This window comes from Streptomyces sp. NPDC006925 (assembly GCF_042869575.1).
GTDB lineage: Bacteria > Actinomycetota > Actinomycetes > Streptomycetales > Streptomycetaceae > Streptomyces.
This window is the reverse complement of sequence record NZ_JBIAGB010000007.1, coordinates 230,931-251,372: the sequence shown is the minus strand read 5'-3', so window position 1 is coordinate 251,372 and position 20,442 is coordinate 230,931. Positions and strand designations below refer to the sequence as shown.

Here is a 20,442-nt window from a genome sequence, read left to right as displayed (position 1 = left end):
GTGGTCATGACTGGCGGCACCGACTGGTCCGCGCTGGGCGGGGACGTGTGGGCGACGGCCGCCGCCGTCGCCGCCGTCATGCTGCTCACCTTCGCCGTCGCCCTCCGCAAGGGCGTCCACCGCATCGTGGACATCGCCTGGGGGCTGGCGTTCGCGTCGGTGGCGCTCACCACCTGCGGGTTCTCCGCGGGCGAGGGCGATCCGGCGCGCCGGGCGCTGGTCACCACCCTCACCGGGGTGTGGGGACTGCGGCTGGCGGGGCACATCGCCGGAAGGGGGCGGGGCAAGGGCGAGGACCCGCGCTACGCGCGCATGCTCGACAAGGCGCCGGGCAGCCGGAACGCCTACGCGCTGCGCAAGGTCTACATGCTGCAGGGCGCGCTCGTGCTGGTGGTCTCCCTCCCGGTGCAGGCGGGCCAGTACGCGCACACCCCGCCCGGTCCCACCGCCTGGGCGGGGTGTGCGGTGTGGCTGGTCGGGATGTTCTTCGAAACCGTCGGGGACGCCCAACTCGCCCGCTTCACCGCACGGCCGGAGAACCGGGGCACCGTCATGGACCGGGGACTGTGGTCGTGGACGCGGCACCCGAACTACTTCGGGGACTTCTGCGTGTGGTGGGGGCTGTACCTCGTGGCGGTGACCGACGGCACGACGGCGCTCGCGGTGCTCGTCTCCCCGCTGTTGATGAGTGCGCTGCTGACCGTGGGCAGCGGAAAGCGCCTGCTGGAACAGCACATGGCCGACCGCCCCGGCTACGCCGCCTACGCGGCGCGCACCAGCGGCTTCATCCCCCGACCGCCACGGCGGACGGCCGACGGGAGGAGCTGACCGCGTTCGCTGCCCCACGCCGGCGCGCGGGGTGCGCGGACACGGCTGCTCCCGCCCGCGGCCGTGGCACAGCGCGATGCCACGGGCGCGGGTGCGAAACCCTCCGTCCCGCAGGGCAGGACGGAGGGCGGGCCGCCGTGCCGCGAGCAGAGCACGCACGGCGACCCGGGCCCGCGGCGGATCACGTCGGGAAGTCCACCAGCATCACCGGCTCGGAGGTGGGCTGCGGGGAGCCCCCGTCCGGCTCGACGGTGACTCCCATGCCGGAGGCACCGTCGAGCCCCCCTTCGAGCAGGGCCGCTTCGGAGCCGGAGCCCGGATGCATCAGGCCCGCCGGACGCATCCGGCCGTCGTCGCTCAGCCACAGTTGGTAGACCTTGCCCTTCGGCGGCGCCGGCATCCCGGAGACCACCAGGGCCGCCCGGTTCTGCGACTGCGAGAGGACCACGGTGCCGGAGCCACCGCCCGGCAGCTCGCCGCCGGAGACGGCCTTCGCGTCGGAGGCGGACAGCACCTGCGCGAGGGCCTCGGCACGGTCCTGGGCCCGCTCGCTGCGCTGCCGCGCGTCCTGGGCCTCCTGGTGCTGCCACACGGCGACCCCGCCCAGCGCCCCCGCGGCCGCGACGCATGCCGCGAGTGCCCAGATGTGCCAGGCCCGACGCCGCCCGCGCGGCGCCCGGACGGAGATGTCCTCCTCCGCCGCCCGGCCTCCCGGCGACTCCTGACGCACCTCGCCGATCCGGCGCAGTACCCGTGCGCGCAGTTCCGCGGGGGGCTGCTCGGAGACGGCCTGGCCCAGCCGGGCTGCTGTGGCCCGCAGCTCGGCGACCTCCTGGGCGCAGAAGGAACAGGCACGCAGATGCTTCTCGAACTCCTCGCGCTCGTCCCCGGAGACGGCGTCCAGTGCGTAGGCGCCGGTGAGGGTGTGCAGTTCCGCGGTCTTCATCCCTGCACCCCCAGGCAGTCCCGCAGCCGGATCAGGCCGTCCCGCAACCGTGTCTTGACCGTGCCGAGCGGCTGGGAGAGCAGTTCGGCGACCTCACGGTAGGTCAGGCCCTTGTAGTAGGCCAGTGTCACGGACTGGCGCTGGATCTGGGTGAGCGTGCGCAGGCAGCGGCGCACCTGCTCCCGCTCCAGCCGCGCCTCGACCTGCTCGACGACGTGGTCGTAGTCGCGGGAGCCGGAGAGCTGCGCCGCCCGCAGTTCCCGGTCGCTCGCGGACTGCTCGGAGCGCACCCGGTCGACGGCGCGGCGGTGGGCGAGCGTCATCACCCAGGTCATCGCCGTGCCCTTGGCCGGGTCGAACCGGGCGGCCACCCGCCACACCTCCACCAGCACCTCCTGGGTGACCTCCTCCGACTGCGAAGGGTCGCGCAGGACGGACCGCACGAGCCCGAACACCGGACCGACCACTCTTTCGTACATGGCGGCGAAAGCGTCCTGATCGCCTCGCGCCACCTGGACCAACAGGGCACCCAGCTCGACGGGCCCCACCGCGGGGGACCCGAGGGCAGCGGCTTCATCCATCCGCACTCACCCCCGGCGCTTCCGGACCGGCCGGACGGTCACCGCGTGCGCGGCCTCGTACAGGAGACACAATCTTCCCTTCCCGACATGACAGCTCCACCGCTGCTTCGGAGCCGCACGCCCCGCGGATTGGCCCGCGCCCGCACCGGTCGGGGGCACCGGGCCGCCGATGCCCCGCAGACGTGTCGCGTGCTCCGGAGGGTATCCGTCACCGGGACGATGCGGGGAAGCGGGCCGCAGCGGGTACCGCGAGCGGGGATCGCGGGACGGCCGAGGTGGAGGCACAGGATGGCGGAGCAGCGGGCGGACGGGCGGCGGTGCCTGGTGACGGGCGCGACCGGCTACATCGGGGGGCGGCTGGTACCCGAGCTGCTGGAGGCCGGATACGCGGTGCGCTGCCTGGCGCGGTCGCCGGAGAAGCTGCGCGACCATCCCTGGGCCGATCGCGTCGAGGTGGTAGGCGGCGACCTCACGGACCGCGACCCGACCGCGGCCGCGCTGCGCGGCGTCGACGTCGCGTACTACCTGGTGCACTCGCTCGGCACCGGGAGCGGCTTCGAGGAGACCGACCGGAAGGCCGCCCGCCTCTTCGCCGAAGAGGCCCGGAGGGCCGGGGTGCGTCGCATCGTCTACCTCGGCGGGCTGGCACCCGCCGGGGTGGAGGAGCGGGGACTCTCGCCGCATCTGCGCTCCCGCGCCGAGGTCGGCCGCATCCTGCTGGAGTCGGGCGTGCCGACCGCGGTGCTGCGCGCCGCGGTCATCATCGGCTCCGGTTCGGCCTCCTTCGAGATGCTGCGGTATCTCACCGAGCGGCTGCCGCTGATGGTCACCCCGAGCTGGGTGCGCACCCGGATCCAGCCCATCGCCGTACGGGACGTGCTGCGGTATCTGGTCGCGGCCGCGGCACTGCCGGCCGGTCTCAACCGCACCTTCGACATCGGCGGCCCGGACGTACTGACCTACCGGGACATGATGCTGCGCTACGCGTCCGTGGCGCGGCTGCCCCGGAGGCTGATCCTTCCCGTCCCGGTACTGACCCCGGGCCTGTCCAGCCACTGGATCGGGCTGGTCACCCCCGTGCCGCCCACCGTGGCACGGCCACTGGCCGAGTCGCTGCGTCACGAGGTCGTCTGCCGCGAGAACGACATCGTGCGGTACCTCCCCGGACCGCCGCAGCAGCCGCTGCCGTTCACCCGCGCGGTGGAGTTGTCGTTGCGGCGGGTCCGCGACCAGGACGTGGCGACCCGCTGGTCCTCGGCGTCCGTACCGGGCGCCCCCAGCGATCCGCTGCCCACGGATCCCGACTGGGCGGGCGGCACCCTGTACACCGACCGGCGGGCGCGCCGGGTGTCCGCTTCTCCGGACGCGCTGTGGCGGGTCGTCGAGGGCATCGGCGGGGAGAACGGCTGGTACTCCTTCGGCCCGCTCTGGGCTGCGCGCGGCTGGCTGGACCGGCTGCAGGGCGGCGTGGGGCTGCGCCGCGGCCGGCGCGACCCGGGACGGCTGCGGGTCGGGGACTCGCTGGACTTCTGGCGGGTGGAGGAGGTCCGGCCGGGCGAGCTGCTGCGGCTGCGCGCCGAGATGCGGCTGCCCGGACGGGCCTGGCTGGAGGTGTACGTCGACCGGACCGCGGACGGCCGTACCCGCTACCGGCAGCGCGCGCTCTTCCGTCCGCACGGCCTGGCGGGCCACCTGTACTGGTGGAGTGTCGCCCCGTTCCACACCGTGCTCTTCGAGGGCATGGCCCGCAACATCGCCCGGGCCGCCGAGCACGGCACCGCGGACCGGCCCGCCGGCCGGAAGGCCGCACGCCGTCGCCGCCACCGTTCCCGGCGCCGTCGGCGGTAGGCCCCTTCGGCCCGATCGGACCGGGCCTGCGGACCGCCGGGGCCGGAGGCGGAGGCGAAGGGGAACGGGACCCCGATCGGCGGCGCCCCGGTGGCGCGACTCGCGCCGCCCTGCTGACCTGGAGCAGGCGGCTCGCGGGCCGCGAGACGCAGACGGCACGCCGCGCCGGGCGGCGGGGTGGAGGTCGGGGACGATGCACAGCAAAGAGCCGGAGTCGGGTGGTGGCGGCGCGGACGCCGCGGGCCCGCACCAGGACTCGTTCACGAACCGCTGTGCCGTGCGCCGCGAGCAGCTGGGCCTGTCCCGGAACGAGGTGGCCCGCCGTGCGGGCATGTCCGTGGCCTATCTCGACCGGCTGGAGTCCCTGAGCGACGACTTCGATCCGGCCGCCCTGATGCGCCTCGCCGCCGTCCTTGACCTCCCCTTCGACGAGCTGAAGGAGGGCCCGCGGGAGCCCGGGCCGGGCCGACGGCCGGCCGCTGCCCACCCGCAGCTGAGCCGGATGCCGGAGGACGAGTGCTGGCGCCGGCTCGGCACGCACGGAGTCGGCCGCGTCGGCCTGACCGACGGGCCCGCGCCGGTGATCCTGCCGGTCAACTTCCTGGCGGACGGGCGCACCGTGGTCTACCGGACCGAGGCGGACGGACCGGCGGCCGCGGCGGACGGGGACGAGGTGGCCTTCGAGGTCGACCGGGTGGACGAGCGCCTCAGCAGCGGTTGGAGCGTCCTCCTCACCGGGACCGCCCGGCACGTCACCGATCCCGGCACAGTCGAGGACCTCGCCTCCCGGCCGGGCGCGGATCCGTGGGCGGGCGGGCGGCGCGAGCTGTGGATCCGCGTGCTGCCCGGCGAGGTGACCGGGCGCCGGATCCGCACCCGGTGAGCCGGGTACGGCCCCCGAACGCCGCACGCCGGGTCCGGCGCCCCGGAGGAACGGGCAGCCGCACCTTCGTACGCTGCGCACGTGCGTGCGGGTACGCGGGGGCCTGCCGCGCGACCGGCGGGCGGTGGATCACGTGTGCGGGACGACGGCGACGGGGATGCGGGAGTGGTGCATCACCGCGTGCACCACGGATCCGACATGGGGGCGGAAACGGGAGGCGCGCCGCCGTCGTCCCACCACGAGCAGCGCACCGTTCTCGGCGGCCTTCACCAGCAGCGCCGCCGGCTGTTCGAGGAACGCCCGGACATCGACCTCCACGTCGGGATGTCTCTCGGTCCAGGGCCGCACCTTCGCGGTGACGGCGGCGGCGCGTTCCGCCAGCAGTTCGTCCAGAGCCATGGTCGCCCGGGGCAGGGTGCGCGCACCGTAGTAGGCGGGCGGCTCCCAGCCGTGCCGGATCTCCAGCGGCGCCGCGCGGCGCCCCGCGGCCTCGAAGGCGAAGTCCAGCAGTTCGTCGCAGGGGCGGCTCAGGTCCACGCCGGCCACCACAGGGCGCGCGGCGCCGTGCGCCGCGTCCCCTGCGGGCGCCTCGTCCGCCTGCGGGCTTCCCGCACGGGCCCGGACGAGGACGACGGGGCACTGCGCATGCGCGACGGCGGGCAGAGCGACGGAGCCGACCAGATAGCCCCCCAGGGTGCTCAGTCCGCGCGATCCGATGACCAGCAGATCCGAGGTCTCGGACAGTTCGGTGAGCAGCCGGGCCGGTTCCCCCGTCGCCGACTTCGTACTGACGGCGAGGTCCGGGAAGCCGTCCGACAGTTCGGCGGTGGCCTCGTGCAGGACCTGCTCGGTGTGGCGGCGGGGCGCGTCACTCTCGTCCGGGGCGACGAGCTGGTCCAGCGCGCTGTCGGCGACCTGCACGTGCACGAGCTGGAGCGATGCGTTACGGGCTGTCGCCTCGCGGGCCGCCCAGCGGACCGCGGCTGTGCTTTCCGGGGTTCCGTCGGTACCCGCCGTGACGAGATGGGCCATGTTCCGCTCCCTGGCCGGAAAACTCCGTGCTCCGCATAACCGGACCTCTCCAGGTTCGCGCGGTCCCGCTGAGCTGTCCACCGACGCCGGAGCACGGGCAGGCCCGGCGCGGTCGAAGCGTGCTCAGGGCTCAGGACGCGACGCGCGCGGCGCGTGCACGCCTGTGCGCCGCCCTCGGCGCCCCGGGCGCCGAGGGGCCACGTTGCGCCACCGGCATGCCACCCAGCGGGCACACCGTGCGGGCGGCGGCGGCAGCGGGTTCACTCCTTATGAGGGAGGTACGCAATTGCCGATCCGGCAGGGCGGAGGCTGAGTCATCCATGACGGACACCATCGCAGTGGGCTTCGACGGGTCTGCGGAGAGCCAGGCAGCGATCGACTGGGCCGCGCTGGAGGCCGAGCGGCAGGGCGCGGGGCTCCGCCTGGTCCACGTATGGCGCTGGCAGCCGCACACGTCGGCCGCCGACCCGGACAAGGAGCACGAGTGGATCGCCCGGGTTCCGCGGGAAGCGGCGCAGCGGCTGGCCGAGCACCACCCCGGTCTGCGGGTGGAGCAGTTGAGCGTGCCGGGGGTGGCGGCCGATGTGCTGGTCGAGCTGACGGAGGAGGCACGGCTGCTGGTGCTCGGCTCCCGGGCCCTGGGCAGGGCGAGCGGCTTCCTCCTGGGCTCGGTCGGACAGGAGGTCACCGCCCGGGCGGAGTGCCCGGTCGTGCTGGTACGCGCGTCCTTCCAGGACGAGGAAGTGCGGGAGAGCCGGACCCCACGGGAGGGCCCGTCCCCGGGGCCGGTCGTGGTCGGGCTCGATCTGGTCAAACCCAGCCGGGCGATCCTGCAGTTCGCCTTCGAGGCCGCGGCGCTGCGGGGTACGGGCCTGCGCGCGGTCCACGTGTGGAAGCTGCCCGCGGTCTTCACCTACGGCCCCCGGATGATCGACCAGACTCAGCGCTCGGAGCTGGGGCGGCGGGAACATCAGCTGCTCTCGACCGCGGTGCTTCCGTGGCGGGAGGAATACCCGCAGGTCACAGTGGACGAGCAGGCGGCGCCGGGGAACGCGGCGCGGCATCTGATCGAGCGGGCCGACGACGCGTCCCTGCTGGTGGTCGGGCGACGTGTGCAGCGGCCCGCGCTCGGCACCCGACTGGGCCCGGTCACCCAGGCCGCCCTGCACCATGCCACTCCGCCGGTGGCGGTGGTCCCGCACATCTGAGGCGGCGTGGACGGGGTCCGCGGTGCGGCCCCGGCGGCTCCCGGCCACAACCGCGCCGCCCGGTGGACGGAACCCGCACCGGGCGGCGCACCCACAGCCCGGTGCCGGTCGCGTTCGCCGTCCGCGCGCCTCAGCCCCGCTCGCCCGCCCGGCGCCGCAGGACCACCAGGTTGGCGGTGAGCGTCGCGGCGACGGCCAGCCCCATGCCGAACACGGCGGCGCCCATCCCGAACACCGGCGGGCTGAAGCCCAGTCCCAGCACCACGAGTGCACCGGCCACCACCAGCAGGGCGTGCCCGACCGCTCCGGTCCCGGTCATCCGGTGCAGCACTCCCAGCACGAGCAGCACGATCACCACCGGTACGGCGACCGCGAGCCCCGCGGCCTGCTCGGTCAGGTGCGCGTGGTGCTCGGTCGTGTCCAGGGCGACCTCCAGGCCGCCGCCCACCGCTGCCAGCGCAGCGAAGACCACATAGTGGCCGTATCCCCACACCAGCGCGGTGCGCAGCGTGGTCAGTTCGGCGTCGGTGCCGGTGAAGTAGATCCACCACAGAGCGAAGACCAGCAGCAGCCCGCCGAGGGCGATGAGCAGCACGGTGGCGGACAGACCGTGGTCGGTGACGGCGGACTGGACGGCTGTGAGACTGGCGAGGATGACCTCGCCGAGCACGATGATGGTGAACAGGCCGTACCGTTCGGCGATGTGCCCGGGGTGCCAGGTGGTGGCCCGGCCCCGGGACTCGGCCCAGGCGGGTACGGCCAGTTCGGCCACCACCAGCAGGACGAAGGTGGCAGGTGCCCATACGCCCGTGGTCCACAGCCGGGCGATCCAGCCGCACTGCACCACGGCGACACCCGCCGCGTACCGAAGGGCGCTCCGGCGCCCTGCGGGATGCCCGGCGGCGGCCCGGAGCCACTGGGCGATCATCGCGAGGCGCATCAGAACGTAGCCGACCACGACAATCGCGAAATCGCCGTCCTGGAACGCCTCGGGCACTCCGGCGGCCAGCACCAGGGCGCCCGCCATCTGCAGCAGCGTCAGCAACCGATAGGGCACGTCGTCGGTGTCGTAGGCGGAGGCGAACCAGGTGAAGTTCATCCACGCCCACCAGATCGCGAAGAACACGGCGGCGTACCCGAGGAGTCCGGACCCCAGATGCCCCTCGGCCCAGGCGTGGTGGAGCTCGGCGGCGGCCTGGGCGACCGCCACCACGAAGGTGAGGTCGAACAGCAGCTCCAGGGGTGTGGCGGCACGGTGCTCCTCACCGGGGTCCCGTCCGCGCATCACCCGCCGCAGGGTTCCGGTCCGCTCCCCGGGATTCCCGCCTGTGCTCATCCTGCTCCTCCCGCCCGGTGCTCGTCCGCCACCCGCGGTCTGCCGCCGCGGAGGACCACAGCAGATCCAACCGGAGGTACCCGGAGCGCGGCCCTGCGACGCACCGGCCGGCCGGAACCCGTGCCGGGTCCGCCGGTCCGGCAGACGGGGGCCCGCGGCGCGGCGGGGCGGCCCCGGGTGGGGCGGCGGCTCCTCGGTGGCACGCCGCCCCGGCCGACGGCGCGCACGCGGCAGCCGTCCGGCGGCGGGGCACGGAGCCGAGGGGCGTCAGCCGTGGGCGACGACGGCGACGGGAACGGCGGCGTGGTGCAGGACGGCGTGGGTGACCGAGCCGATGCGGGCGCCGATCCGGCCGTGCCGCGTGCGGCGGCCCACGACGAGCAGCGATCCGTCCTCTGACGCCTCCACCAGGTGGCCCGCGGGACTGCCGATCCGGGACTCCTCGCGGACTTCCACGTCGGGGTACTTCTGGCACCACGGCCGCAGCGCCCCGGCGATCTCGGCGGCCTTCTGCCGGGCGAGCTCCTCGTGCAGGCCGAGGACCGCCGACATGCCGTAGACGTAGTACGGAGGCAGGTTCCAGGCGTGGACGGCCCGCAACGGGGCGGCGCGGCGGGCCGCCTCCTCGAAGGCGAAGGCGAGCACCGCGTCGTTGGGGCTGTCCGCGTCGAGGCCGAGCACGACGGGGCGGAATCCGGTCGCGGCGGAGGGGATTCCGGCGGGGTCCATGGCGTGCTCGTCCGCGGCCTGCTCACCGGCCCGCACGAAGACCACCGGCCGCTCCACCCGCGCGGCGACGGCCAGTCCCACCGAACCGACCAGGTATCCGCCGATCCCGCCGAGCCCGCGGGAACCGAGCACCAGCAGTTCGGCGTCCTTGGCGGCGGCGGTCAGCACCGCGTCGGGCGCTCCCTCGTGCAGCTCGACGGCCACCTCCACCCCTGGGTGGCGCAGCCGGATGCCGTCGGCCGCCTCGCGGGGGATCCGGTCGGCCCAGTCCTGGAACGTCTCCGCAGCGGCTGTGGGGGGCGTGTACGTGAGCGGTGCCGGGGCGGGCTCCCGTACGTGCAGGAGCCGCAGCGGCAGGCCGCGCAGCCCGGCCTCCCGGGCTGCCCACTCGGCGGCGGCGCGGCTCTCGGGCGAGCCGTCGAGGCCCACGGTCACATTGCGGGACATGGCGTCCACCTCTCGTTGCGGGTGCTGCTCCCAGCATCGGCGCCGGGCGGGGCGCCGGGCAGGGGCCGCAGGTCCCGGGCCGGTTCCCGTCGGCCCCACGCACCGCGGCCCCTCCGGCCCAAAGCGGCGGGAAGGCGGACGCGGCCGCGAGTATCCCCGCGGGAGAACATTGCCGCGCCTGAATCGGCGTTCACCCGATAACAGGATGAACCTGTCCGGATAACGGTCACGTCACGCGCCCAGGCACTTTGATTAGTTACTCGCCGTTATGTGATTTACATCACGTGTGAATCCGCAATGAACATGCTAGAACAACGCAATCCCGTATCCGGCTCCACCCCATGCCGGCTCTGCGGACTACCGGTATCAACAGCACAACCTGGGCGGTCGCGGTTCCGAGTCCGCGGACCGATTCCCTCCCCTCGCCGATCGGACGACGGCGTTCTGCTCCATGTCCGCTCACCGCGGCGCAGTCTCCCATGCGTCGGCCCGCCCTACAGGTGGTAACCACTGTGTCACTCGATTCCATAACCAACTCCGTCGACAAGGCTGTAAGCGACTTCGTCGAACCCATCGCCACCAAGCTGGGTGAGATCGTCTTCTACTCCGTCCCCGTCGGCGGAACGGAACTGCCCCTCATCGTCACCTGGCTCGTCGTGGCCGGCCTCGTCTTCTCCGCCTGGTTCGGGCTCGTCCAGATCCGCAAGTTCCGGCTCGCGGTCGACGTCGTGAGAGGCAAGTACGACGAAAAGGGGTCGGACGGCGAGGTCAACCACTTCCAGGCGCTGACCGCTGCGGTATCCGGCACCGTCGGCCTCGGCAACATCGCCGGTGTCGCCGTCGCCGTCTCCATCGGCGGTCCCGGCGCCACCTTCTGGATGGTCCTCTGCGGTCTGCTGGGCATGGCCACGAAGTTCGTCGAGGTCACCCTCGGCGTGAAGTACCGTGAGGTGCACCCGGACGGCACCGTCTCCGGCGGCCCGATGCACTACCTCCCCAAGGGACTCACCGAGCGCTTCGGCCGCAACGGCAAGGTCCTCGGCCGGGTGCTGGCGGTCCTGGCCTCGGCCATGATCCTCTTCTTCGGCCTCTTCGGCGGCAACCTCTTCCAGGTCAACCAGAGCTACGCGCAGCTCGTCTCCGTCTCGGGCGGCGAGGACGGCGCGCTGGGTTCCTCCGCCGGTGCCCTGTTCTTCGGTCTCCTGATCGCCGCGGTCGTCGGCATCGTGCTGCTCGGCGGCATCCGCTCCATCGCCACCGTCACCAGCCGGCTGGTTCCGTCCATGGCGGCCATGTACATTGTCGCGTGCCTGATCGTCATCCTGGCCAACATCACCGCCGTCCCGGACGCGATCGGCTCGATCTTCGAGGGCGCCTTCAACCCGGAGGGTGTCGCCGGCGGTATCCTCGGTGCGCTGATCATCGGCTTCAAGCGGGCCGCCTTCTCCAACGAGGCCGGTCTGGGCTCCGCCCCGATCGCGCACTCCGCGGTGAAGACCAAGCACCCCGCCAGCGAGGGCCTGGTCGCCCTGCTGGAGCCCTTCATCGACACCGTGGTCGTGTGCACCATGACGGCCCTCACCATCGTCATCGCCAGCCCCGACAGCTGGACCAAGGCCCGCACGGACGAGTCCATCGGCGGCGTCACCATCACCTCCGACGCCTTCGAGACCGTGCTCCCCTGGTTCCCGTACATCCTGACCATCGCGGTCATGCTGTTCGCCGTCTCGACGGTGCTGACGTGGGGCTACTACTGCCTCAAGGCGTGGACCTACCTGTTCGGCCGCAGCAAGCTCAGTGAGCTGTCCTTCAAGGTCGTCTACACGCTGTTCGCCGTCGCGGGCGCCCTGCTCACTCTGCAGACCCTGATCGACCTGGCGGACGCCGTTCTCTTCTCGCTGGCCGTCATCAACATCATCGGCCTCTACCTGCTCGCCCCGATAGTCAAGCGGGAGCTGAACTCCTTCCTGGAGTACATCCGCAACCGCAAGGCCGGCGCACCGGACAGCTCCGGAGGCGCCGACGAGGACAAGGACCCGGTCACCACGACCGTCTGACGGTCACACCGACCCACCGCGGAAGGGGTCCGGGTACGCCGAGCACGGCGTACCCGGGCCCCTTCCGCGTGTCCGGGGTACGGCGTTGCCCGGCCCGGTGTCCGACGGGGTGCCCGCACCGAACCGCGGAGGCCCGGAGCAGCAGCTCAGCGGCCGGACGGCGCGTCCGGGTGCCGGAGACCTGGCTCAGGCGACGCAGCAAACACGGCGTCGGTAGGCCCAGGGCAGGGATGCCGGCGACCGAGTGCCGGCGCATACTCCCCCACGACCTCCCGGGCCTCTGACCTCCCCGGTGCCCGCTGCTGTACCGAGCCTCATGTTCCTCCTCTCGGCACAGGGCCCAGGCCCGCGCCCCGCACACAGCGCTCGCGGCCTTCGGCGTGGCCCTCGCTCATCGCCACGGTGCCGGACGAGGAACAGGACTAGAGCGGGGAGCCGCCGCAGACGTTCTTGCGCTCCACGTGCCGGTGGATCTGCGGCGACCACACTTGCCGCGCGCCCGCTCCTCGGGCCACGGCCACTCGATCCGGCCGTCGACGGTGCCGGGAGGGGGAAACGGGGCTCGTCAGGCTACCCCGCGGCCTGCTTCGCGAGGGGGTGTCCGAGCCGGAGCCCCAGGGCCGTGGAGGGGCACCCGCCACACCAGTGCGGCGCCGCCCGACGGGGGACCGGCCAGCTCCAGCTCGCCGCCCAGCTGCCGGGCCCGCTCGGCCATGTTGCGCAGTCCACTGCGCCGACCGCCGGGCGGGATCCCCCTGCCGTCGTCCGAGACCGCCAGCCGCAGCTGCTGCCCGTCGGTCTCCAGCACCACCTCGGCCCGGCTCGCACCCGCGTGCCGCGCCGTGTTGGTCAGGGCCTCGGAGAGGACGGCCACCACGTGGTCGGCGACCTCGCCGGACACCTGGGTGTCCAGCAGCCCCTCCATCCGCAGGCTCGGCGGGAAGCCGAGCACGGGAGCCGCCTCGCCCACCGCACGCACCGCGCGGGCACGCAGGCCGGATCCGGCCGCGTCCTCCCGCGCCCGCAGGCCGAAGATGGTGGTTCTGATGATCTTGATGGTCTCGTCCAGATCGTCCACCGCACGCAACACCCGCTCGGACGCCTCCGCGTGGTCGATGAAGCGCCCCGCGCTCTGCAGCGTCATCCCGGTGGCGAACAGCCGCTGGATCGCCAGGTCGTGCAGATCACGGGCGATGCGGTCGCGGTCCTGGAGCACCGCGATCTCCTCGGCATCCCGGCGGCGTTCGGCCAACTCCATGGCGACGGCGGCCTGGGCAGCGAACCCGCGCAGCGGCTCGGTCTCCTTCTCCGAGAAGGGGGTCCGACCCGCCGCCCGGACCAGCAGCACGACGCCCCGTACACGGTCACCGGAGCCGATGGGCACGGCCACGGCCGCGCCGAGCCCAGCCGACGGGAGCCCGTCGCCCGGCCCCTGCCCCTCGCCCGCGGCGGGAGGAGGACCGGTCTTGCCCCCGCCGGTGCCGGAGAGGTCCGGAGCCGAGACCGCGGCGGCGCTCTCGAAGGCCCGCCCGATCAGGCCGTTCCCGGCGGGCAGCACCAGCCCGCGGTAGGCCTCCGCCTGGAGCCCGATGGCCAGTTCGACGGTGAGCGCGTCGGTCTCCTCCATCGGCACAGCGACCACGGCCAGCGCCGCCGCGGTGATCTCCCGGGCCCGTTCGGCGATCAGCCCGAGGACCTGGCCGCGGTCGCTGCCGGACATCAGGTTGTGGGTGATCTCCGCACTGGCCTGCAACCAGCGCTCGCGCAGCCGGGACTCCTCGTAGAGGCGGGCGTTGTCGATGGCCACCCCGGCCGCCACGGCCAGAGTGGAGAGGACCGACTCGTCCTCCTCGTCGAACTGCGCGCCACCACGCTTCTCGGTCAGATAGAGATTGCCGAAGACCTGGTCCCGCACCCGGATCGGGACGCCGAGGAACGTGTTCATCGGCGGGTGGTGGGGCGGGAATCCGTAGGAGGCGGGATGCGCGGAGAGCTTCGGCAGCCGCAGCGGCTGCGGATTGCGGATCAGCTCCCCCAGAATGCCGTGCCCCTCAGGGAACGGCCCGATCCCGGCGATCTGCTCGTCGGTGACGCCCACGGTGAGGAACTCCGAGAGCCGCCTGCCGCCCGGGCCGATGACCCCCAACGCGGCGTACTCGGCGTCCACCAGGACGGCTGCGGCCTGCACGATGCCGCGCAGCGCCTGTTCCAGGTCCAGTTCGCGGCCGACCGAGAGCACCGCTTCCAGCAGATTGTGCACCCGGTCCCGCGTGCCGCGGGCCGCGTCGAGCCGGGCCTGCAGCTCCTCCAGCAGTTCGTCGAGGCGTAACTGCGGCAGCCGCAGGCGGGGTTCGCGGGCCTCCCCGGAGTCTCCCACCGGTGCTCCTCCACCTCCGCTGGACCGTGCCGCGGGGCGGCGGCCGTCATGCTTGCGCACCACGGTAGCGGCCGTCGGCGGGGGGCGGTACCGGGCGCCCATCGGGCGGGGGCCGCTCAGCGCTCCGGCGTCGCCGGCCGGTGCCGGGCCTGGGTGGCGATGACGGCCGCCTGGACCCGCCGCTCCACCCCCAGTTTGGCCAGCAGCCGGGAGATGTGGTTCTTCACCGTCTTCTCGGCCAGATACAGCCGCCGGCCGATCTGCCGGTTGGTGAGCCCCTCACCGATCAGGACCAGGATCTCCCGCTCCCGGTCGGTGAGTCCCAGCAGCGCGTCCGGCTCCTCCTGCGGCCCCCCGCGCAGCCGGTCCATCAGCCGGGTCGCCGCGCGCGGGTCCAGCAGCGACTGGCCCTGCGCGACGGTCCGCACCGCCGAGACCAGGTCGGAGCCCTGGATCTGCTTCAGCACGTACCCGGACGCCCCGGCCATGATCGAGTCCAGCAGCGCCTCCTCGTCGTCGAACGAGGTCAGCATCAGGCACGCCAGGCCGGGCAGCCGGGAGCGCAGTTCGCGGCAGACACTCACGCCGTCGCCGTCCGGGAGGCGGACGTCGAGCACCGCCACGTCCGGGGAGAGGGCGGGTACCCGCACCAGGGCCTGCTCGGCCGTGGCCGCCTCCCCGACCACGTCGATGTCGGGCTCGTCGTCGAGCAGATCGTGCATACCGCGCCGCACCACTTCGTGATCGTCCATCAGGAAGACCCTCGTGGGCTCGCCGGGTCCGGGACGGTCGCCGTCCGCCATCGCATGCTCCTCGTGTTCCCGTGGTTCCCGCGTGCCGTGCTCCGGGGGCCGGCACCGCGGTGTGCGGAGTCCGGCTGCCTCCGGATCCTTGCGCGCTTCCGGCCCGGAACGCGAGGGCCGGACGGCCCTGATCCCGCGTGCGGAAGCGGGGCCACCTCGATGATGCCGGAGCGCGGCCATCCCCCGGCGGCCGTACCCTGGGGCGGTCCGACAGGGCGAGGCGTCCGACGCACCGGCGCCACGGGGCCGGTGGGTCCTCCGCCGGCGGACCGGGGTCCGCTGCCGCGACGACGCCTACACCGGTGACGCCGGTACCACGAGCACCGGGCAGCACGAGTGGTGCAGCAGGGTCTGCGCGACCTGTCCCAGCTGCGGACCGAGCCGGTGGGTGCGGCGGTGCGCCTCGACGACGGCGACGGACGCCTCGCGGGTGGCCGCCAGCAGGGCCCGTACGGGATCCGGGCGGTCGGCCCCGGTCGCGTTGCGGGAGTGCAGGAAGACCCGCAGCCGGGCGCCGCGCCGCTCCGCCTCGGCGAAGGCGAAGGCCGCGGCGTCGGCCTCGGCGTCGCTCTCCAGGCCGAGCAGTACCGCGCGTCCCTCGTCCCGTGTCCATGCCCCGCGTACGATCAGCAGCGGGCCGGGCGGGCGGGCGGCCAGCCGCAGGCTCACCGAACCGAACAGGGCACCGGCAACGGCGCCCAGTCCCCCGGCGCCGATCACGGTGAGGGACGCTCCGGCGCTCTCGCGCACCAGGGCGCGCACCGCACCGCCCTCGGCGGCCGTGGCGGCCACCGGCAGACCGGGGTGGCGGGCCCGCAGCCGGGTCCGGGCCGAGGCCAGCACGGGCGCGGCCTCGTCGCGGTCGGGGACCGCGTACACGAGGCGGAGTCCGGTGCGTCGGCGGGCGGCCTCGTCGGCGGCCCGGTCCAGTGCCCGTACCGCGGCCGCCGAACCGTCCACCCCGACGACCACGTTCGGAGGGGTCATGGCAGTCCCTTCCCCTGGCCGGCACCGCTGGGGTGCCGACGGTGAGCGAGTGCGGCGGAACCGGCGCCGGTGCGTGCCGGGTTGCGGGCGGCCGGTCCGTCCCCGTCCGCCTTCGATGGTCCGCCACCGGCCGCTACGGCGGCAGGGCCACGGGGTGTGCCGCGGCGGTACCGGACGGCCCTCTTGCGCGGGGCCGTCCGGACCCGCTATCCGGGCGGATGCGCCGCCGGGCCGGTTCCGCACACCTCGTCCGGGCGGCCGGCCAGTTCCCGCCCGGCGACCAGCGCGGGGTCGACGCGCAGGAAGAGTCCCTCGGCCGAAGGTGCCCAGGAGCCCGGGCCGTTGCGCCGGAGCCGGGCCTGTTCGAGAGGGTCGGTGACCACCGCGGCGCGCCCGGTGACGACGACGCTCCAGCCGGACGCCGCCCGCTCGTCGACATCGTCCACCTCGAACGCCACCACCACCTGGTCGATCGCGCGCGCCAGTTCGGAGGCGGCCGGTGTCCGCAGCAGCACGGCCCCGTCGTGGTCCAGGCGGAAGGTGACCGGCAGGACGGCGGGGAGTGCGTGGCGGGTGTGGACGAGGCGGCCGAGCCGCGCCGAGGCCAGACGGCGGAAGCACTCCCGCCGGTCCAGTTCACGGAAGCCGTCGTTCGGGTACATGTCCACTCCGTCATCGGGATGTGCCGGCCGGGCGGTCTTCAACCTGCCCGGGGGCGCGGAGCCGCGGTCAGGGCCCGTCGGTCCCGGGTTCGCGGCGAGCGGCCCCGCTCCGCCGTGCGGCGACGGGACCGGCCGGCCCCTGGCCGTCTCGAACACAGGCGCGGGACCGACCGGCCCTACCCGGCGGCCGGCCCCCGCGCTTACCTGGACGCATGTCCGAGAACTCCCCCGAGTCCGCGCACTGCCACACGGAACGCGTCGACGGCGGCGTGACCGTGCTGGAAGTGGGCGGAGAGCTCGACATCAGTACAGCGCCGCTGCTCGCCTCCCGGCTGGACGCGCTGACCGCGGGCCCGCGGCCCGACCTGGTGCTGGATCTGCGACCGGTCTCCTTCATGGACTGCAGCGGGCTGAGTCTGCTGTGCCGGGCCAGGAACCGCACCGCGGCACGGCACGGCCGGCTCAGGCTGGTCTGCGACAGCAACCACTTCCTGCGGATCCTGGAACACGCCCGGCTGGCCGACACCTTCGAGATACACCCCCGGCTGCCGGACGCCCCGCCCGCCTCCCGCTCCGCTTCCCGCGCCCGCACCGGTACCGGGTGACCGTGCCGACGGGATGAGCCTTCCCGACAAGGGCGGACGCACCCCGGCGGCCGAACGGCGGGCCACAGAACCCCCGTTCGGTGCCGCGGGGCGGGAGCAGCGTCAGCGCGCGGCCGCCACCCCGCTCGGCCGGGGGCGCGGCCGGGGAACGACGAGGGGAGCGGCGTCGCCGGGCGCCGGGAGGATGTCCGCCTCCAGGCCGTAGAGCTCCTCGACGAGGGCCTGGTCGACCGTGGCGCGGGGCGGCCCCTGGGCGAGGACGCGGCCGTCCTTCATCGCCACCAGGGTGTCCGGGTAGCGCGCCGCGGCCGTCAGGTCGTGCTGGACCATGACGACGGTGCGGCCGGCGGCGACGTCCCGGACGAGTTCGAGGACATCGACGGCGTGTCCGGGATCGAGTGGGCTGGTGGGCTCGTCGAGCAGCACCACGGGGGTGTGCTGCGCGAGGGCCATGGCGAGCCAGCAGCGCTGGCGCCGGCCGCCGGAGAGCCGGTCCAGGCGTTGGGCGGCCAGTCCGGTGGTGCCGGTGGCCTCCAGCGCCTCGTGCACGGCGCGTTCGTCCTCCCGGGACCACTGGCGCAGCAGCCCCTGGTGCGGATGGCGGCCGTAGCGGACGAGTCCGGCGACGGTGACGGCCTCGGGAGCGCGGGGCGACTGGGGCAGCAGGACGGCCAGGGCGGCCAGGAGCGGGGTGCCCACGTGTCCAGTCGCGGCCGCTGAGGCTGCCGACCGCCCACAGGAAGACGCCGCCCGCGGTGTTGTCGTTCTCCCGCGACATGACCAGGTCGCTGACGGCGCCGATGACGATGGAGACCCCGATGCCGACGACGAGGACCCGGTAGCCGGCCGAACCGGCTCCGCCCGCGCACAGCACGACGAGGACCGCGGCGGCCACGGCGCCGAGCGGGCCGAGCGGGCCGAGCGGGCCGAGCGGGCCGAGCGGGCCGAGCGGGCCGAGCCACCAGCGTCCGACCATGCCGGTCGACGAGCCCGCCGCCGAGGCGACGACGGCGGCGGTGGCGCCCTCGTCGACGCCGATGATGTCGGGGGTCGCCAGCCGGTTGCCCGCCAGTGTCTGGGTGAAGCAGCCGGAGACGCCGAGTGCGGATCCGACCATCAGCGCCACGCACAGGCGCGGCAGCCGGAACTCCCGCACGATCATCACCGTGCCCCGCTCCCCCGTACCGAGCAGCCCGAAGAGGGCGTCCGGCAGGCTCGTCCCGGTCGAGCTCACCACCACGCCGGCGGCGACGAGGAGGACGAGCAGCGGGAGGAGCAGGGCGGCGGCGAGCACGCTGCGGCGCGGGAGGAGCCAGGAGAAGGATCCGGCCCGCAGCAGGGTGCTGTCGGGCGGGGTGAGCCCGGGTCCGTCGGCCGGCCGGCCGCCACCGGGTTCCCGGCCGGGACGGAGGAGCGGGGTGGGGCGGGGTCCGGTCATGCCGTCGCTCCCGCGGTGGACAGCCGCCGCGAGCGGGCGACACCGATGAGCAGCGGGCCCCCGACGAAGGCGAGCAGCACGCTGACCGGGGTCTCCCAGGGCCGGATGAGCACTCGGGCGAGGATGTCGGCCAGGATCAGCCCCTCGGCCGCCACCAGTGCGGACATTAGGAGTTGGGCGGTCATCCGCGGTCCGGTCACGGCCCGCGCCGCGTAGGGGGCGAGCAGCCCGAGGAAGGCGACGGGTCCGGCGATCGCCACCACGCAGCCGCCGAGCAGCGCGACGGCACCGGCCACCAGCAGCCGGATGCGTTCGGGGTGGTGGCCCGGCGTCCGGGCGCTGTCGTCGCCGAGACCGAGCGCGGACAGCGGGCCGGGCGCAGGCCAGGGCGGTGCCCAGGCCGAGGGCGACCGGCAGCAGCAGCGAGATCATCTCGCCGGTCCCGACCCCGGCGAGGGAGCCGAGTGCCCAGTAGCGGTAGGTGTCGAACGTGGCCTGCGTGCCCAGCAGGACGTACGAGGTCAGACCGTGGAAGGTGGCGCCCGGCGCGGAGCCGACGAGCACCAGCCGCAGTGGGGATCCCGCGGTGCGCCCGGATGCGGCGAGCAGCAGCACGACGGCGCTCGCGGCGATGCCGCCCAGGAGGGCCCACCCGTGGGGGAAGAACGAGGCCGCATGGGTACTCTCACCTGCCGTATCCGCCGCACCGCCGCCCTCGCCGCCGGAAGCACGCTGGCGGCGACCGGCACCGCCGCCGCACCCGACCGCGCACCCGGACCCCGCCACCGGTCCGGACGCCTCCCCGCCCGTGACCGCCGGGCTCTACCAGTCCGCCCACTCCGCGAGGACCACGTCCTGTGGGCCACCTCGGTGGTGGGCCGCCCGCCGGTGACCACGTCCGCAGCTCGGAGCGGGCACCCGGGGCGGTGCGAGGAGAGCCGCCCCGGGCAGCGGTCCGGCGGTACCGGCACGGCGCTCGCCCGGGCCATGCCGGTACCGCAGCGCGCACTCGCGGCGGCCGCGCCCCGCCCAGCCGGGGAGCGCCACCGGGCGCAGCGGCTTCGGCGGGCGGCCGGAACCGCGCCGCCTCGGACTCAGGTACGCCCCTCGCGCTCCTGCGCCGCCTCCAGTGCCGCCGGTGCCGCCATCCAATCGGCGAGGACCACCTGGAAGCCGGCCCTCCGGTACGCGGCGACCACCTGCTCGTCGTCGTCCACCACCAGGGCCACGGTGCGCTCCACGGCCAGCCGACGCAGCAGTTCGGGCTTGACGACCCGGCCGGGGCGGCGGTCGTCCCACGGGCGCATCAGGAGCTGCCCTGCGGGGAGCCCGTGCTGTCGCAGCCACCGCACCGAATCCGTCCGGCAGCGTTCCGGCCGCCCGGTGAGGTAGGCCAGTTCGCACCGCTCGGCCGTCTCCAGAGCCAGCGCCACCCCCTTCACCAGCGGCGGATCGTCCGCGGCGGCGCGGAAGAACGCGTCCCAGTCCCGCGGCCGCCGCTGCAGGAAGGGCAACCGGTGCCGGACATCGGCCAGCGTCCCGTCCAGGTCGAACACCGCCAACGGCGCACGCACAGCCATCGCCACCTCACTCCCGTCGCGCACATTCTGGCGCATCCGACCGTGGCGGCCGAGCCGCACCGACACCGCGTCGGCCGGCCGTCCGACGACGGCAC

Annotated in this window: 16 protein-coding genes and 3 pseudogenes; 6 read left to right on the top strand and 13 right to left on the bottom strand. The window is 74.3% G+C overall.

Translation table 11 applies throughout. The features are described from left to right. The first annotated feature begins 6 nt into the window (after nt 1-6). On the top strand, nt 7-828 hold the full coding sequence (locus ACFYNS_RS13130) for a DUF1295 domain-containing protein (protein WP_388602607.1): 822 nt from the start codon (nt 7-9) through the stop codon (nt 826-828). Between the two features lie 181 nt (nt 829-1,009). Here the strand turns inward: ACFYNS_RS13130 and ACFYNS_RS13125 are convergent, their stop codons facing one another. Further along, on the bottom strand, nt 1,010-1,774 hold the full coding sequence (locus ACFYNS_RS13125) for an anti-sigma factor (RefSeq protein ID WP_360295855.1): 765 nt from the start codon (nt 1,772-1,774) through the stop codon (nt 1,010-1,012). Next, nucleotides 1,771-2,355 carry a sigma-70 family RNA polymerase sigma factor gene (locus ACFYNS_RS13120; protein ID WP_360295858.1) on the bottom strand — a complete coding sequence of 195 codons (585 nt, stop codon included), beginning with the start codon at nt 2,353-2,355 and terminating at the stop codon, nt 1,771-1,773. Before ACFYNS_RS13120 ends, ACFYNS_RS13125 begins: the two co-directional genes overlap by 4 nt. Before the next feature lie 288 nt (nt 2,356-2,643). Between ACFYNS_RS13120 and ACFYNS_RS13115 the strand changes: the two genes are divergently transcribed. Beyond that, nucleotides 2,644-4,203 carry an SDR family oxidoreductase gene (locus ACFYNS_RS13115; RefSeq protein ID WP_388602604.1) on the top strand — a complete coding sequence of 520 codons (1,560 nt, stop codon included), beginning with the start codon at nt 2,644-2,646 and terminating at the stop codon, nt 4,201-4,203. Between the two features lie 193 nt (nt 4,204-4,396). Then, complete coding sequence (locus tag ACFYNS_RS13110; RefSeq protein ID WP_360295864.1) at nt 4,397-5,086, top strand: pyridoxamine 5'-phosphate oxidase family protein; 690 nt, start codon at nt 4,397-4,399, stop codon at nt 5,084-5,086. 129 nt (nt 5,087-5,215) lie between these two features. On the opposite strand, the gene ACFYNS_RS13105 is transcribed toward ACFYNS_RS13110, so the two are convergent. Beyond that, nucleotides 5,216-6,118 (bottom strand): universal stress protein, encoded by a 903-nt coding sequence (locus ACFYNS_RS13105; protein WP_360295866.1) that lies wholly within the window; start codon nt 6,116-6,118, stop codon nt 5,216-5,218. 320 nt (nt 6,119-6,438) lie between these two features. On the opposite strand from ACFYNS_RS13105, the gene ACFYNS_RS13100 reads away from it, so the two are divergent. Next, nucleotides 6,439-7,326, top strand: a complete 888-nt coding sequence (locus ACFYNS_RS13100; RefSeq protein WP_360295869.1) for a universal stress protein — start codon at nt 6,439-6,441, stop codon at nt 7,324-7,326. A gap of 130 nt (nt 7,327-7,456) precedes the next feature. Here ACFYNS_RS13100 and ACFYNS_RS13095 read toward each other — a convergent pair whose 3' ends face one another. After that, nucleotides 7,457-8,662 (bottom strand): low temperature requirement protein A, encoded by a 1,206-nt coding sequence (locus ACFYNS_RS13095; RefSeq protein WP_360295872.1) that lies wholly within the window; start codon nt 8,660-8,662, stop codon nt 7,457-7,459. 267 nt (nt 8,663-8,929) lie between these two features. Continuing rightward, on the bottom strand, nt 8,930-9,838 hold the full coding sequence (locus ACFYNS_RS13090; protein ID WP_360295874.1) for a universal stress protein: 909 nt from the start codon (nt 9,836-9,838) through the stop codon (nt 8,930-8,932). A gap of 512 nt (nt 9,839-10,350) precedes the next feature. On the opposite strand from ACFYNS_RS13090, the gene ACFYNS_RS13085 reads away from it, so the two are divergent. Then, complete coding sequence (locus ACFYNS_RS13085; RefSeq protein ID WP_360295877.1) at nt 10,351-11,895, top strand: alanine/glycine:cation symporter family protein; 1,545 nt, start codon at nt 10,351-10,353, stop codon at nt 11,893-11,895. 565 nt (nt 11,896-12,460) lie between these two features. On the opposite strand, the gene ACFYNS_RS13080 is transcribed toward ACFYNS_RS13085, so the two are convergent. The 4 genes from ACFYNS_RS13080 to ACFYNS_RS13065 form a co-directional block, all read right to left on the bottom strand. Further along, entirely contained in the window at nt 12,461-14,272 is a 1,812-nt protein-coding gene (locus ACFYNS_RS13080; protein ID WP_388602597.1) for a GAF domain-containing protein, read from the bottom strand. Nucleotides 14,273-14,388: 116 nt separating this feature from the next. Then, nucleotides 14,389-15,075 (bottom strand): response regulator transcription factor, encoded by a 687-nt coding sequence (locus ACFYNS_RS13075; RefSeq protein WP_360302120.1) that lies wholly within the window; start codon nt 15,073-15,075, stop codon nt 14,389-14,391. Nucleotides 15,076-15,369: 294 nt separating this feature from the next. After that, nucleotides 15,370-16,062: a universal stress protein gene (locus tag ACFYNS_RS13070; protein WP_388602595.1), complete on the bottom strand. Its 693-nt coding sequence runs from the start codon at nt 16,060-16,062 to the stop codon at nt 15,370-15,372. A 206-nt stretch (nt 16,063-16,268) separates the two neighbouring features. Then, a complete protein-coding gene (locus ACFYNS_RS13065; protein ID WP_388602592.1) occupies nt 16,269-16,724 on the bottom strand; it encodes a pyridoxamine 5'-phosphate oxidase family protein in 456 nt (151 codons plus the stop codon). Between the two features lie 212 nt (nt 16,725-16,936). Between ACFYNS_RS13065 and ACFYNS_RS13060 the strand changes: the two genes are divergently transcribed. Further along, complete coding sequence (locus ACFYNS_RS13060; protein ID WP_360302111.1) at nt 16,937-17,329, top strand: STAS domain-containing protein; 393 nt, start codon at nt 16,937-16,939, stop codon at nt 17,327-17,329. 102 nt (nt 17,330-17,431) lie between these two features. Here ACFYNS_RS13060 and ACFYNS_RS13055 read toward each other — a convergent pair. The 4 genes and pseudogenes from ACFYNS_RS13055 to ACFYNS_RS13040 all read right to left on the bottom strand — a co-directional run. Next, nucleotides 17,432-18,001 (bottom strand): annotated as a pseudogene (locus tag ACFYNS_RS13055) (ABC transporter ATP-binding protein); the annotation flags it as partial. 85 nt (nt 18,002-18,086) lie between these two features. Continuing rightward, nucleotides 18,087-18,536 (bottom strand): annotated as a pseudogene (locus ACFYNS_RS13050) (iron chelate uptake ABC transporter family permease subunit); the annotation flags it as partial. Between the two features lie 227 nt (nt 18,537-18,763). Beyond that, nucleotides 18,764-19,418 (bottom strand): annotated as a pseudogene (locus tag ACFYNS_RS13045) (FecCD family ABC transporter permease); the annotation flags it as partial. A 443-nt stretch (nt 19,419-19,861) separates the two neighbouring features. Next, nucleotides 19,862-20,347, bottom strand: a complete 486-nt coding sequence (locus ACFYNS_RS13040; protein WP_360302108.1) for a hypothetical protein — start codon at nt 20,345-20,347, stop codon at nt 19,862-19,864. Nucleotides 20,348-20,442: the final 95 nt, after the last annotated feature.